Source organism: Rhizobium sp. ZPR4, from assembly GCF_040215725.1.
In the GTDB taxonomy this organism is placed as follows: domain Bacteria; phylum Pseudomonadota; class Alphaproteobacteria; order Rhizobiales; family Rhizobiaceae; genus Rhizobium; species Rhizobium rhizogenes_D.
The window spans coordinates 2,200,523-2,215,305 of the sequence record NZ_CP157967.1; the positions used below are offsets into that span (position 1 = coordinate 2,200,523).

Genomic DNA, 14,783 nt, shown 5'->3' on the forward strand with positions numbered 1-14,783 from the left:
GTCAGGCGTTCCCACGCCGGATCGCCAGGATACCGGCATTCGCATCGAACTCCGCAATGGCCCCAATGAAAACGCTCGCAGGGCTGTCGCCGTGTCCGAGCGGCAAGCCGCCAAGCACCGGCACGTTCAGCTCGGCCAGATGCTCGCGCAGGATATCGATCACCGAATAGCGGCGATCGAATTCGAAATCCGTGAACTGGCCGATGGCGACACCCGCCAATCCATCTAAGTGCCCCGCCTTGCGCAGCATCGTCATGAGCCGATCCACCTGCCCGCGATACAGATTGACGGCTTCGAGCAGCAGTATCGCGCCGTTGAGATCCGGCAGCGCCCAGCCGGCCGAAGTCGCAACCATATCCAGATTGCCACCGATCAGTCGCCCCCTGGCCATTCCGCTTGTCGTCAGGCGGAAGGTCGGCTCGTCCGGACGGACATCGATGACGATATCTTCGGTCGTCATCATCGCCCGGCATAGTGCCTCGCGTGTATAGGGGCTGACACCATCGTCATTCGGCCCGCAAAAGAAGGCTCCATGAATGCCGATCTGATGGCCATTCTTCAGGAAGCTGAGATGCAATGCAGTGATATCGCTGAAGCCGATAACGAATTTCGGGTCGCGCCGGGCCGCGGCAAAATCCAGTTTGTCGGCGATCCGATATGATCCCTTGCCGCCGCGCGTCGTGAAGATCGCCCGAACCTCGGGATCGCGAAGTGCATCATTGAGATCCGCCAGCCGCTCCTCGTCCGTGCCGGCAAGATAGTCCCGTTTGCAAAAGGCGTGTTCGCCGAAATCGACGTTCAGCCCCCAGCCTTTCAATATTTCGGCATGCCTCAGAACCATATCCCTCTCGGGCGGGCTTGCTGGCGACACAAAACGCACCTTGTCGCCCTGCCGTAGTGGCGGCGGCATCAGCATTGGACTGACCTCTGTGCAATCGAGTGATTCTATACCGTGATCTTGGCATGAATCGATGACAGCCGTCAGCCGTCGCTAGACTGCGGCGGGATCAGCCCAGCGAGGGATTCGCGGCAACCGTCTGCTTCAGTTCCGCTCTCGTCGTTTTGGCAGCCGCTTCCTGGACGCGCCCGACCTCTGCCCTGCCCTTCCATAAAGGAAGGCCGATCGATCGCGACACGGCCGGATCGCTTGTGAACACTGGATAACCGCGTTTCAAAAGCCGTTCGAGAACCTCACGGTCCTTGCGAACGTGCAATCGGGCGAGATTTTCGGTGTTGTAGACATGCCCGCCGGAATCGGGATTGATGCCTGTAATGATGACTTCGGTCGCGCCGTTATAAAGCGCGAAGAGCACGGCATTGATACCGTTGGAGCATTTGTCGTCCGCACCGAGTTCGCTGCACTTTACCCCGCCGACCCGGTCGAGCAGTGCCATGCGCTTGTAGCGATCGACGATCTCAAGCTTGTCGTAGCCGTAATTGAAGGCTTTCAACCCATCTTCCAGCCGCTGAAACTCCTTCCGCCATAACAGGACGTAGAGCATCTTCGTGCGCTCGCCGTTCAGCACGCGGCGCACCTCGACGGCGTTTGTATTCGTTCCCTCGATCTGATTGAACTGGACGAGCGTGACGTCGGGGACCTCTATGCCCCAGCCCTTCGTCACCGTCTGCGAGCCATTGATGGTGATGACCCGGAAGCTCTCATCGAAATCCATGGGCTTGTTCGAGACCGGCGCCGAACCAACAACGAGAACAGGGCCACTGAAGCGTTCCGTCAGGATCGGCGGTTTCGGTCGGGTCAGATGATACTTGATCTGCCGATAGTAATGTTTTTTCAGTTCAGAAAATTGAGCAGCCATTATTCGCTTTATCGTCTCTTAAGAAGGCGTCCGTCCTCGAACGGCTCTGTCCGGCGAAAGGCGGTCCGGAACTCTCCCCGAACCACGAATAATGCGAGTATCGCTGCGCGCGTTTATATAAGCAAAATAAAGAAATCTTACAGAACATAACCTAGGGTGAGCGGTCAATGAAGGCTGATCACCCCTGCCGTGTACTCAGGGTGCGCGAGACCGCGTTCTTCCAGCCTTTCAGCTTCGCGTTTCGGGTCTTGTCATCCATGTCAGGCTGGAAACGCTTGTCTCGCGCCCAAGCCTTGGCAAAGCCGGCCCGATCCGGCCAGACGCCGGCGCGGCTGCCCGCAAGCCATGCTGCACCAAGTGCCGTCGTTTCGAGGATCGTCGGGCGGTCGACCGGCGCATCCAGCAGGTCGGCAAGCCGCTGCATCGTCCAGTCGGAGGCGACCATGCCGCCGTCGACGCGCAGCACTGTCTCCTGTCCGCTGCCGTTGCGCCAATCCTTGTGCATGGCATCCAAGAGATCGCACGACTGATAGCAGACCGCCTCCAGCGCCGCCCGGACGATTTCCTCGGGTCCGGTATTGCGCGTCAGCCCGAAGATCGCGCCGCGTGCGTCCGGGTCCCAATGCGGTGCACCGAGGCCGGTGAAGGCCGGTACCAGATAGACCTCCTGCAGCGGATCTGCCTTGGCCGCCATCTCACCGGAATCCGAGGCACGCTGGATGGCCTTCAGGCCATCACGCAGCCATTGCACGGCGGCGCCTGCGATGAAGATCGAGCCTTCTAGCGCATAGGTCGTTTCGCCATTCAGCCTGTAAGCGATGGTGGTCAGCAGTCGGTTTTTCGACCGCACCATGTCTGTCCCGGTATTGAGAAGCGCAAAGCAGCCCGTGCCATAGGTGGATTTCATCATGCCGCGCTCGAAGCAGGCCTGGCCGATCGTCGCCGCCTGCTGATCGCCGGCAACTCCGAGGATCGGAATTGCCGCGCCGAAGTGCGAGGGATCGGCCACGCCGAAATCGGCAGCGCAATCCTTCACCTCGGGCAGCATCGCGGCGGGAACGCGAAGGATATCCAGTAGTTCGCCATCCCATTCGTTGCTGGCAATATTGTACATCAGCGTCCGCGATGCATTGGTGGCATCGGTGACAAAGCTCTTACCGCCTGTCAGCCGCCAGATCAGGAAGGTATCGACGGTGCCGAAGCAAAGCTCACCCTTGGCGGCACGCGCACGCGCGCCCTTCACGTTGGTGAGCAGCCAGGAAAGCTTGGTGCCGGAGAAATAGGGATCGAGCAGCAGGCCGGTGCGGCGGGTGAAGAGTTTTTCCAGATCCTGCCGCTTGAGCTTCTCGCAATAGCTCGCCGTGCGGCGGTCCTGCCAGACAATGGCATTGTGGATCGGCTTGCCCGTCTCGCGATCCCATACGACGACGGTTTCGCGCTGGTTGGTAATGCCGAGCGCGGCAATATCCTTGGCGGTGATGCCGGCGGCTTCGATCGCCTTGCGGACGGTCACGAGGACAGACGACCAGATCTCCTCCGGATCGTGTTCGACCCAGCCGGGTTTCGGATAATGCTGGGTGAATTCCTTCTGTCCGACACCGGCAACCTTCATCCTGCCGTCGAAAACGATGGCCCGCGTCGACGTCGTCCCCTGATCGATCGCCAAGACATAACCGCTCATGCATTCCTCCCGCCTGTTGCGTCCCGAAACAACAGATACGCGAGCAAAACGAATGTGAAAAGAAAGCAAAACGAAATTTTTCGCTGAAATATGCGCTTTCCCGTTCGTTGCATCCCGCCAAGGGCGCCGCGAAAACTGTCGGTGGCAGTGCGATTGCCATATCCTGAGGTTTAGGACTAGGCTGAGATCGTTTTGCACTGCAGCAGGAAGCTGCGCTGTCCAAGGAGAAGATCATGGCTAGAACAGTTGTCGTCACCGGTTCCACGAGCGGTATCGGCCTCGCCATCGCGACGGCCTTCGCCGCCAAGGGCGATAACGTCGTCATCAACGGCTTCGGAAAACCCGAGGAAATCGATGCGATCAAGACGAAGCTCGAAGCCTCCGGCGGCGGCAAGGTGATCTATCATCCGGCCGACATGACGAAGCCAGCCGAGATCGCCGATCTGATCGCAACCGCCAACTCCACCTTCGGCAGCGTCGATGTTCTCGTCAACAATGCCGGCATTCAGCATGTCGAGAAGATCGAGGATTTCCCGATCGAGAAGTGGGATCAGATCATCGCGATCAATCTCTCCAGCTCCTTCCACACCATCCGCGCCGCCATTCCGCTGATGAAAGCGAAGAAATACGGACGCATCATCAATATCGCCTCGGCGCATGGCTTGGTCGCCTCACCCTTCAAATCAGCCTATGTCGCTGCAAAACATGGTATACTCGGCCTGACCAAGACGGCAGCGCTCGAGCTTGCCGAATTCGGCGTCACGGTGAACGCCATTTGCCCCGGCTATGTCCTGACCCCGCTTGTCGAAAAGCAGATCCCGGACACGGCCAAGGCCCGCGGCATGACCGAGGAGCAGGTCAAGAACGAGGTCATTCTCAAGGCCCAGCCCACGCATGAGTTCGTCAAGGCCGAAGAAATCGGCGCCCTGTCGCTCTACCTCGCAAGCGACGAGGCACGCCAGGTGACCGGTACGCATGTCTCGATTGACGGTGGCTGGACCGCGGAATAACCATAGACGGTTAGGGCCGGATTCGTATGAGCGCCTCCGGCCCTGACCAAACAGACAATAAACGGGAACGACATGAGCGACCGCATCCGCTTTATCCTCAACGGCGAGGATATAACGCTATCTAGCCTGCGCCCCACCGAGACGCTGCTTGACTTCTTGCGCCTCCAGCGGCGCCTGACGGGAACGAAGGAAGGATGTGCAGAAGGCGACTGCGGCGCCTGCACGGTGCTTGTGGGACGCCTCATCGATGGCGGGCTTCAGTATGAATCCGTCAATGCCTGCATCCGCTTCATCGGCTCGCTGCATGCAACCCATGTCGTCACCGTCGAGCATCTTGCAGCCCAGAACGGCACGCTTCACCCGGTGCAGCAGGCCATGGTCGATTGCCACGGTTCGCAATGCGGTTTCTGTACGCCTGGCTTCATCATGTCGCTCTATGGTCTGTGGCTGACCACGGAAAAGCCGAGCCGGGCGCAGATTGAGAAGTCGCTCCAGGGCAATCTCTGTCGATGCACGGGCTACGAGCCGATCGTCAAGGCGGCCGAGCAGGTCAGCCAGAAGCGGCCGAGCGCGCTCTTCGATCCCCTCGAAAAGACACGAGCCGATATCATCGCCCGCCTCTGGGCGATGCAGGGCGGCGACACCATCGAGATTGCCGAGGGCGAGGATCGTCTCATCGTGCCCGGTTCCGTTGCAGCGCTGGCGCAGGTGCTCGCCGACGAGCCGAAAGCGACCGTCGTTGCCGGCTCGACTGATGTCGGCCTTTGGGTCACCAAGCAGATGCGCCGGCTCAATCCAGTCGTCTTCATCAACCATCTGACAGATCTGCAGAAGATTGTGGTCGAAGACAAAGGCCTGAGCATCGGTGCCGGCGTCACCTACAGCCGCGCCTTTGCCGTTATCGCCGAAAAGATCCCGGCTTTTGCCAACCTCATCAACCGCATCGGCGGCGAGCAGGTGCGTAACATGGGCACCATCGGCGGCAATATCGCCAACGGCTCGCCGATCGGCGACACGCCGCCGCCTTTGATCGCGCTCGGCGCTACGGTGAAACTGCGCTCGACGGCAGGCGCGCGCAGCCTGCCGCTCGAAGACTTCTTCATCGATTACGGCAAGCAGGACCGGCATCCCGGCGAGTTCGTGGAGGGCATCTTCGTACCCTATCCGGCCGACGATGCGCATTTCGCCGTCTACAAGATCTCCAAGCGCCGTGACGAGGATATTTCGGCCGCCTGCGGCGCTTTCCATCTGTCATTGGACGCCGCGGGCAATGTTGCCGACATCCGCATCGCCTTTGGCGGCATGGCCGGCACGCCGAAGCGCGCCCGTGCCGTCGAGGCTGAGTTGATCGGCAAGCCCTGGACGGAGGCGACCGTCACAGCCGCGCGCGACGCCTTCGACAGCGATTATACGCCGCTATCCGACTGGCGTGCGTCGGCCGAATATCGCCAGCTGACCGCCAAGAATCTTCTCATCCGCTTCTATCTTGAGACGGCCGGTGCGCCGCAGGAATTGAAGCGCTTCGCGACGGCGGAGGCCTGAGCCATGGACAAATCCGCTTTCGAAGAACGCAAGGTCGTCATCAACGGCTCCATGCACGGCTCGTTGAAGCATGATTCAGCGCATAAGCATGTGACCGGAGCCGCCGATTACATCGACGATATTCCCGAACCCGCCGGCCTGCTGCACGGCGCGCTCGGCCTTTCCGACCGCGCCCATGCCGAGATCGCCGGCATCGATCTTTCAGCCGTTCGTGCCTATCCTGGCGTCGTCTGGGTCTTCACCGGCGCCGATATTCCCGGCGTCAACGACACCAGCTCCAACGGCATGCATGACGAGCCGCTGCTTGCCGAAACGAAGGTCGAGTTCCACGGCCAGCCGATCTTCGCCGTTATCGCCGAAACCCGGGATGCCGCCCGTCGCGCCGCCCGCCTCGCCAAGATCGATTATCGCGACTTGCCGCATTGGAGCGATATCGACGGCGCGCTCGCCAATGGCGCACCGCTCGTCTACGAGCCGATGACCTTGAAGCGCGGCGAACCCAAGACCGAGATGGCCAATGCCATCAATCGCATCAAGGCGCAGATGCGCATCGGCGGCCAGGAGCATTTCTATCTCGAGAGCCATATCGCCATGGCGATCCCCGGCGAAGACGATGACGTTGCCGTCTGGTCCTCAACGCAGCATCCGAGCGAAATCCAGCACATCGTCGGCCATGTCCTCGGCATCCCGTCGAACGCCGTGACCGTCAATGTGCGCCGCATGGGCGGCGGCTTCGGCGGCAAGGAAACGCAGGGCAACCAGTTTGCAGCGCTCGCAGCCGTCGCCGCCAAGAAGCTCGGCCGCGCCGTGAAATTCCGGCCCGACCGCGACGAGGACATGAGCGCCACGGGCAAGCGGCACGACTTCCTGGTGGAGTACGAAGTCGGCTTCGACGATGAAGGCCGCATCCATGCCGTCGACGCCACCTATGCCGCGCGCTGCGGCTTTTCCTCCGATCTTTCCGGCCCGGTCACCGACCGTGCGCTCTTCCACGCGGATTCCAGCTATTTCTACCCGCATGTCCATCTGGTCTCGAAACCGCTGAAGACGCACACCGTTTCCAACACCGCCTTCCGCGGCTTCGGCGGCCCGCAGGGCATGGTTGGCGGCGAGCGCATGATCGAGGAGATCGCCTATGCGCTCGGCAAGGACCCGCTGGAAATCCGGCGCGCCAATTTCTACGGACAGCCGGGCTCCGGCCGGACGCTGACCCCCTATCATCAGGAGGTCACCGACAACATCATCAACCGCATCGTTGACGAGTTGGAGCAGACCTCCGACTATCAGGCACGCCGCAACGCCATCATCGAGTTCAACCGCTCCAGCCGCTTCATCCGCAAGGGGATCGCGCTGACGCCGGTAAAATTCGGCATCTCTTTCACCATGACCGCCTTCAACCAGGCCGGTGCATTGGTGCATATCTATCAGGATGGCTCCATTCACCTGAACCATGGCGGCACCGAGATGGGCCAGGGCCTCTATACCAAGGTGGCGCAGGTTCTGGCCGACAGCTTCCAGGTCGATATCGACCGGGTGAAGATCACCGCGACGACAACAGGCAAGGTGCCGAATACCTCGGCAACGGCCGCGTCTTCCGGCTCGGACCTGAACGGCATGGCAGCCTTCGATGCCGCCCGCCAAATCAAGGAAAGGCTGGTCGCCTTCGCGGCCGAAAAATGGGGCGTCGGCGCCGAGGAAGTGCAGTTCCTGCCGAACCGCGTGCGCGTCGGCGAAGAAGAAATTCCCTTCCCGGATTTCGTCAAGCAGGCCTATTTCGCCCGCATCCAGCTTTCGGCTGCCGGCTTTTACAAGACGCCGAAGATCCACTGGGATCGCAAGGCCGGCCGCGGCACTCCCTTCTACTATTTCTCCTATGGCGCCGCCTGCTCGGAGGTCTCGATCGACACGCTGACCGGCGAATATCTGATCGACCGGGCCGATATCCTCCATGACGTCGGTCGCTCCCTCAATCCGGCGATCGATATCGGCCAGGTCGAGGGCGCCTTCGTGCAGGGAATGGGCTGGCTGACGACCGAGGAACTCTGGTGGGACCCCAAGGGCCGGCTGCGCACACACGCACCCTCCACCTACAAGATCCCCCTCGCCTCCGATCGGCCAAAGATTTTCAACGTCCGCCTGGCGGAATGGTCGGAGAATACGGAGGCCACCATCGGCCGCTCGAAGGCCGTCGGCGAGCCGCCTTTCATGCTGCCGATCTCGGTGCTGGAGGCACTATCGATGGCGGTCGCCAGCGTCGCGGACTACCGCGTCTGCCCTCGCCTCGATGCCCCGGCGACGCCCGAGCGGGTGCTGATGGCAGTCGAACGGTTGAAGGGGATGTGATTCTTTGGCCGTGGCTTTCATTGCTGCGGTCGCAAACAGGAAATCTGCCACCGAACGAGAAAATCGCGTTTCGAGGAGTATGCAGCCTCAGCACACTCCCTAGCTCTCAACTCGTGACCGGAACCTAGCATCAGGCGAGCCCTCGGCAACCTTCACCCACCGCTACAGCAGCCGCCTGTCGTCATAATGCGGCTCACGCCCGTCCAGAAATCCAAGGTCGCGCTTCAGCCGATCCGGCATCTCATCGAGATCCAGATTCGGCGACGGCTCGCCATGCTTCAGGAAGACCTGCGTCACCGACTCCAAAAGACGCGCCAGGAGCGTGGGCTTGGCTGCATCTACCGGCTCTATCACATAGCAATCCATGACAACACCTCAGTCAAATCAACGATATGAATTGCAGTTTGTCGCGAAAAATGCTGAAATTCCAATCGAACTATCGTCTTCACACATAAAGAGAACTTATCCATGAAACTGTCCCGGCGCTTCCCGCTGAATGCGCTCCGTGTCTTCGAGGCCGCCGCCCGGCTTGGCAGTTTCACGCGCGCTGGCGAAGAGCTCGGCATGACGCAGACTGCCGTCAGCTATCAGATCAAACTGCTGGAGGAGATCACTGGCGAGCCGCTGTTTCTGCGCAGACCGAGGCAGATCCTGTTGACGGAAACGGGGGAGCAGCTGGCGCCGAAAGTGGCCGAAGCCTTTGCCATGCTGCAGGAAGCCATGGCCTCGATCAGCGGCGAGGCCGAGACGACGCTACACATCCACTCGACGCCAACTTTCGCCTCGCAATGGCTGGCACGGCACCTTGGGTCATTTCAGCTCAAGCACCCCAATATTGCCGTCCGGCTGGATACGTCCGCCTCGGTCATTGATTTCGCCCGCGAGCCCTCCGATATCGCCATCCGGGCCGGCCGCGGGAAATGGCCGGGCTTGCGCACGCATCTGCTGATGAAGGTCTATTTCACGCCAATGCTGAGCCCCGCTCTGGCAGAGACAGTCGGCGGCATACACGAGCCGGCTGACCTGTTGAAGCTACGCATCATCGATGCCGGTGATCCGTGGTGGGTCCAATGGTTTAAGGAGGCTGGCGTTCCCGATCCCGGTCTTCAGGGCCGACCGCGCAGCAGGCTGGGCGCCCAGTCTTTCGAGGCGAGCGCCGCCATAGCCGGCCAGGGCGTTGCGGTTCTCACTCCGGAATTCTACGCCGACGATCTCGCATCCGGACGATTGATCCAGCCTTTCAATATCCTTTCCACCGACGAGTCCGATTATTGGATCGCCTATCCCGAAAACAGACGCCACACGCCGCGAATCCGCGCGTTCAGGGATTGGATCCTCGGCGAATTCGGCATGCCGCTGGAATAGCGCTCAATCAGACATGTCAGGCGCATAGAAGCATCGCGGCGTGTTCTCGTCCGGAAACAGACAGAGATGATAAGCCCCGTCAGGCGAATGCATCGCCTTGTTCTGCGGCAGATTGAAGATATGCGCATGCGTTATGTAGCGATGGTCACCGGGATTGAGCGTCACCCTATAGCCACCTGGCACGATGGTGACCGTGCGCGACGGGATCATCTCGCAGTCGCCGGTCGTGCTGTCGCCATTACAACAATAGGGATCGTAGGACCATCCGGAAGGCGCATCATGCGCCAGGGCGAAGGCTGCGGAAAGAAGAAAAAATACGAACGTCAGAATACCACGCATGGGCAATTCTCCGTCGAAAAGTAGACGGCTGCCGCGGACACGGCCCGCTCCAAGCAGCCGAGGGCGTTTTATTAAAAACGGCCATAATCTGATCTAATGCGGCCGGGGCGCCAAACAAGAGCGTGGCTTTTTGCTGACGCATCAAACTCTCCCCTTCCCTCCGTCGCCAACATTTTGCAAGGTGCGGAGTCGGAGGAAGAAAAAGGGGAACTGAATGTATGAATACGCCATCGCGTGGGAATGGCTGGCCTTTGCCGCCCGCTGGTTCCACGTCATAACCGCCATTGCCTGGATCGGTTCGTCTTTCTACTTCATCGCGCTCGATCTCGGGCTGGTGAAGCGCCCGCATCTTCCGCCCGGCGCCTATGGCGAGGAATGGCAGGTTCACGGCGGCGGCTTCTATCATATCCAGAAATATCTGGTGGCACCCGCGCAGATGCCGGAGCATCTGACCTGGTTCAAATACGAAAGCTATTTCACCTGGATTTCCGGCTTCCTGATGTTGTGCATCGTCTATTACGGCGGCGCCAATCTCTTCCTCATCGACCGGCATGTGCTCGATGTCAGCGTTCCCGTCGCGATCCTGATTTCACTGGCTTCGCTCGCCGGCGGCTGGATCGTCTATGATCTGCTCTGCAAGTCCCCGCTTGGCAACAATACCTGGGGACTGATGATCGTGCTTTATGCCGTCCTGGTCTTCATGGCCTGGGGCTACACGCATCTCTTCACCGGCCGCGCCGCCTTCCTGCATCTCGGCGCCTTCACCGCGACGATCATGTCGGCCAACGTCTTCATGATCATCATTCCCAACCAGAAGATCGTTGTTGCAGACCTCATTGCCGGCCGCACGCCCGACCCTAAATATGGCCGTATCGCCAAGCAGCGCTCGCTGCACAACAACTATCTGACGCTGCCTGTCATCTTCTTCATGCTGTCGAACCACTATCCGTTGGCTTTCGGCACGGCCTATAATTGGGTGATCGCGGCGCTGGTTTTCCTCATGGGGGTCACCATCCGTCACTGGTTCAACACGACGCATGCCCGCAAGGGTCATCCAACCTGGACCTGGATCGTCACTGTCGTCCTCTTCATTATCATCATGTGGCTTTCAACCGTTCCAAAGGTGCTGACCGGGGAGAAGGAGGAGACCAATGCAATTCCTCCCGCCTTCCGGCCGTTTGCCTCGGATATACATTTCTCGTCCGTCAAAGAGATAGTTTCGACGCGCTGCACCATGTGCCATTCGGCCGAACCCGTCTATGAGGGGATTGTTCGGCCGCCAAAAGGCGTAATGCTGGAAAATGACGAGCAAATCGCTATGCATGCCCGGGAGATCTATATTCAGGCCGGACGCAGCCATGCCATGCCTCCGGGCAATGTCACCGAGGTGACGCCCGAGGAACGCAAATTGCTGGTCGCCTGGTTCGAAAGCTCCATCGGAGAAAAAAGCCAATGACCACCCTTCTGCGCGGCCGACTGCTTTCCTTCAAGCGCCTGCCGCAAAGCCTCGATGATACAGACAGCTACGCTTACGAAAGCGATGGCGGCCTGCTGATCGAGAACGGCATGATCGTCGCGACCGGCCCCTATGCTGATATAAAGGCGCAGGCGCCGGACGGCGTCGTCGAAATCGACCACCGCCCGCATCTGATCCTGCCGGGGTTCATCGACATGCACCTGCATTTCCCGCAGATGCAGGTGATCGCCTCCTATGCCGCCAACCTCCTGGAATGGCTGAACACCTACACCTTCCCCGAGGAATGCCGCTTCGTCGAAAGCGCCCATGCAGAGCGGATCGCCAAGCATTTCTATGACGAGATGATCCGCCACGGCACCACGACGGCCGTCGCCTACTGCTCGGTGCACAAGACTTCTGCCGACGCCTATTTCGCCGAAGCCATGCGCCGCAACATGCGCATGGTCGGCGGCAAGGTGATGATGGATCGCCATGCGCCGCAGGGCCTGCTCGATACGCCTGAAATGGGCTACGACGAGACCCGTCAGGTGATCGCTGACTGGCATGGCAAGGGCCGCAACCATGTCGCCATCACGCCGCGCTTTGCCATCACCTCGACACCGGCGCAGATGGAGGCGACTGCGGCGCTCGCCCGCGAATTCCCGGATCTGCATATCCAGACGCATCTTTCCGAGAACCACGACGAGATCACCTTTACCTGCGAGCTCTATCCGGAAGCGATCGACTACACCGATATCTATGCGCGCTACGGTCTGCTTGGCCCGAAGAGCCTGTTCGGCCATGCAATCCATCTCTCCGAGCGCGAGGCCGATGCCATGAGCGAGGCCGGTGTGGTCGCCGTGCATTGCCCGACCTCAAACCTCTTCCTCGGCTCCGGCCTCTTCCCGCTGAAGGCGCTGGCACGCCGCGAAAAGCCCGTGCGCATCGGTGTCGCCACCGACATCGGCGGCGGCTCCAGCTACTCCATGCTGCGCACCATGGATGAGGCCTACAAGATCCAACAACTGCTCGGCGAGCGCCTGAACCCGCTGGAGAGCTATTATTACATGACGCGCGGGAATGCCGAATCCCTCTCTCTCGTTGACAAGATCGGCACGCTCGACGCCGGCACCGAAGCCGACCTTATCGTCCTCAACGCCGCAGCAACGCCGGCCATGGCGCTGAAGATGGAGGTCACGAAGAGCCTCACCGAAGAGCTGTTCCTGCTGCAGACCATGGGCGACGACCGCGCCATCGTCGAAACCTACGTCGCCGGAAAGCCAATGAAATCGATCCTGCAATGAGGCAATCCGAACCCGCCTCCATGTAACCATCCAGAAGGCAAAGAGCTATGACCGCGCCGCTGACCATCGCCGAACTGAAAACGCTTGCGCAGCGGCGCGTGCCGAAAATGTTTTTCCAGTATGCCGATTCAGGTTCGTGGACGGAATCGACCTATCAGGCGAACGAAGCGGACTTTGCCAAGATCAAGCTGCGCCAGCGCGTCCTCGTCGACATGTCCGACCGGTCGCTGGCAACCACCATGGTCGGGCAAAAGGCCTCCATGCCGGTGGCGTTGGCCCCGACCGGCCTTACCGGCATGCAGCATGCGGATGGCGAGATGCTGGCGGCGCGTGCCGCGGAGGAATTCGGCATTCCATTCACGCTGTCGACCATGAGTATCTGCTCGATCGAGGACATTGCATCGGTCACGAAGCAGCCCTTCTGGTTCCAGCTCTACGTCATGAAGGACCGCGATTTCGTCCTGAACCTCATCCAGCGCGCCAAGGCGGCGAAATGCTCGGCGCTGGTGCTGACGGCCGACCTGCAGATCCTCGGCCAGCGCCATAACGACATCCGCAACGGGCTGTCTGCGCCGCCGAAGATGACGGTGAAGAATCTTTGGCAGATGACGACGCGGCCCGTCTGGTGCATGGGTATGCTGAAGACCAAGCGCCGCTCCTTCGGCAATATCATCGGTCATGCCAAGGATATTTCCGACATGACGACGCTGTCGCACTGGACGCATTCGCAGTTCGACCCCAAGCTCTCCTGGAGCGATGTCGCCTGGATCAAGGAGCAATGGGGCGGCCCGCTTATCATCAAAGGCATTCTCGATGTCGAGGATGCAAGGGCCGCCGTCGACACCGGCGCCGACGCCATCATCGTCTCCAATCATGGCGGCCGGCAACTCGATGGCGCGCATTCCTCCATCAGCATGCTGCCACGGATCGTCGATGCTGTCGGAGACAAGATCGAAGTGCATATGGACGGCGGCATCCGCTCCGGCCAGGATGTGCTGAAGGCCGTAGCCCTCGGCGCCAAGGGCACCTTCATCGGCCGCCCCTTCCTCTATGGCCTAGGCGCCATGGGCAAGGAAGGCGTGACGCTTGCGCTCGAAATCATCCGCAAGGAGCTGGATATTTCCATGGCGCTCTGCGGCAAGCGGGATATCAAGGCCGTGGATCGGTCGATCCTGGCTGATTTCTAACGCAGCCAGCCCGTCGCCAGGCCGCTCGCCCACTCCTCGCGGCCATTCTGCGACGCAAGCTTCGCCATCGCCATGTGATCGTAGGCGACCTGCCGGAAGGCCGGCAGCCACGCGTCGCCTGTCTTTTCCAGAATGGCATAGGAGGCAAAGGGATGACCGGCCTCTACCTTGTGATAATAGGGCAGATCGTCATCATAGGCCGGGCAGCCGACACTGCCGGGATTGACGATCAGGGGGCCGTCGGAAAGGCGAACGGCGCGTGGAATGTGACTATGACCGCACAGGATCAATGGAAAATCGATACCGGCGGCCAGCGCCTCGATCTCCTCCAAAGGCTTCAGATAGACCTGACCGTCCGGCGAGACGGATTCGAGCCAATAGACATTGTCATCAGCCGGCGTCGCATGGCAAAGATAGGCCTCATCCAGATGGATCGCACTGACGGGCAAGGCGCGCAGCCATTCGAGATGGCGTTCCGTCAGTTCGGAATGCGCAGCCCGATCTGAAACATGCATCGCCTCGGGCGCCCGATCGATCAGATACCGATCATGATTGCCGCGCACGGTCAGCGCATTCAGCTCCAACAGCAGGTCCGCCGTTTTTCCCGCCGTCAGTGGCCCGCTAAAGCAATCGCCAAGATTGACGATATCGCTGATACCCTGCCTGCGGATATCCGCAAGCACCGCTTCGAGCGCAAGGTGGTTACCGTGAATATCCGCGATAGCTGCAAAACGCATAT

General features: G+C 60.3%; 13 protein-coding genes. 7 read left to right on the forward strand and 6 right to left on the reverse strand.

From position 1 onward, the window contains the following. Nucleotide 1: 1 nt before the first annotated feature. The 3 genes from ABOK31_RS10805 to glpK form a co-directional block, all read right to left on the reverse strand. Nucleotides 2-841 (reverse strand): LD-carboxypeptidase, encoded by an 840-nt coding sequence (locus tag ABOK31_RS10805; protein WP_234910128.1) that lies wholly within the window; start codon nt 839-841, stop codon nt 2-4. A gap of 166 nt (nt 842-1,007) precedes the next feature. After that, nucleotides 1,008-1,817 carry a membrane-anchored protein gene (locus ABOK31_RS10810; protein ID WP_349956019.1) on the reverse strand — a complete coding sequence of 270 codons (810 nt, stop codon included), beginning with the start codon at nt 1,815-1,817 and terminating at the stop codon, nt 1,008-1,010. 178 nt (nt 1,818-1,995) lie between these two features. Then, complete coding sequence (glpK, locus tag ABOK31_RS10815) at nt 1,996-3,498, reverse strand: glycerol kinase GlpK (RefSeq protein WP_349956020.1); 1,503 nt, start codon at nt 3,496-3,498, stop codon at nt 1,996-1,998. A gap of 233 nt (nt 3,499-3,731) precedes the next feature. On the opposite strand from glpK, the gene ABOK31_RS10820 reads away from it, so the two are divergent. From ABOK31_RS10820 to xdhB, 3 genes are all read left to right on the forward strand, one after another. After that, the gene (locus ABOK31_RS10820) at nt 3,732-4,508 is read left to right on the forward strand and encodes a 3-hydroxybutyrate dehydrogenase (RefSeq protein ID WP_174180445.1); all 777 of its coding nucleotides are present in this window, start codon (nt 3,732-3,734) and stop codon (nt 4,506-4,508) included. A gap of 72 nt (nt 4,509-4,580) precedes the next feature. Next, nucleotides 4,581-6,050 (forward strand): xanthine dehydrogenase small subunit, encoded by a 1,470-nt coding sequence (xdhA, locus tag ABOK31_RS10825; protein WP_174180447.1) that lies wholly within the window; start codon nt 4,581-4,583, stop codon nt 6,048-6,050. Between the two features lie 3 nt (nt 6,051-6,053). After that, nucleotides 6,054-8,393 carry a xanthine dehydrogenase molybdopterin binding subunit gene (xdhB, locus tag ABOK31_RS10830; protein WP_349956021.1) on the forward strand — a complete coding sequence of 780 codons (2,340 nt, stop codon included), beginning with the start codon at nt 6,054-6,056 and terminating at the stop codon, nt 8,391-8,393. A gap of 162 nt (nt 8,394-8,555) precedes the next feature. Here the strand turns inward: xdhB and ABOK31_RS10835 are convergent, their stop codons facing one another. After that, the gene (locus ABOK31_RS10835; RefSeq protein ID WP_174180450.1) at nt 8,556-8,759 is read right to left on the reverse strand and encodes a hypothetical protein; all 204 of its coding nucleotides are present in this window, start codon (nt 8,757-8,759) and stop codon (nt 8,556-8,558) included. A gap of 102 nt (nt 8,760-8,861) precedes the next feature. Here ABOK31_RS10835 and ABOK31_RS10840 point away from each other — a divergent pair, with 102 nt between their 5' ends. Continuing rightward, entirely contained in the window at nt 8,862-9,758 is an 897-nt protein-coding gene (locus ABOK31_RS10840) for a LysR substrate-binding domain-containing protein (protein WP_349956022.1), read from the forward strand. Between the two features lie 3 nt (nt 9,759-9,761). Here ABOK31_RS10840 and ABOK31_RS10845 read toward each other — a convergent pair whose 3' ends face one another. Beyond that, a complete protein-coding gene (locus ABOK31_RS10845; RefSeq protein WP_174180453.1) occupies nt 9,762-10,097 on the reverse strand; it encodes a hypothetical protein in 336 nt (111 codons plus the stop codon). 214 nt (nt 10,098-10,311) lie between these two features. On the opposite strand from ABOK31_RS10845, the gene ABOK31_RS10850 reads away from it, so the two are divergent. From ABOK31_RS10850 to ABOK31_RS10860, 3 genes are read left to right on the forward strand one after another with little or no spacing between them, the layout of a single operon-like run. Continuing rightward, nucleotides 10,312-11,553, forward strand: coding sequence for a urate hydroxylase PuuD (locus tag ABOK31_RS10850; protein WP_349956023.1), 1,242 nt, complete (start codon nt 10,312-10,314; stop codon nt 11,551-11,553). Further along, nucleotides 11,550-12,857, forward strand: a complete 1,308-nt coding sequence (guaD, locus tag ABOK31_RS10855; protein ID WP_349956024.1) for a guanine deaminase — start codon at nt 11,550-11,552, stop codon at nt 12,855-12,857. Before ABOK31_RS10850 ends, guaD begins: the two co-directional genes overlap by 4 nt. Before the next feature lie 47 nt (nt 12,858-12,904). Continuing rightward, on the forward strand, nt 12,905-14,044 hold the full coding sequence (locus ABOK31_RS10860; protein WP_349956025.1) for an alpha-hydroxy acid oxidase: 1,140 nt from the start codon (nt 12,905-12,907) through the stop codon (nt 14,042-14,044). Here the strand turns inward: ABOK31_RS10860 and ABOK31_RS10865 are convergent. Beyond that, entirely contained in the window at nt 14,041-14,781 is a 741-nt protein-coding gene (locus ABOK31_RS10865; protein ID WP_349956027.1) for a metallophosphoesterase family protein, read from the reverse strand. The genes ABOK31_RS10860 and ABOK31_RS10865 overlap by 4 nt on opposite strands. Between the last annotated feature and the right edge of the window lie 2 nt (nt 14,782-14,783).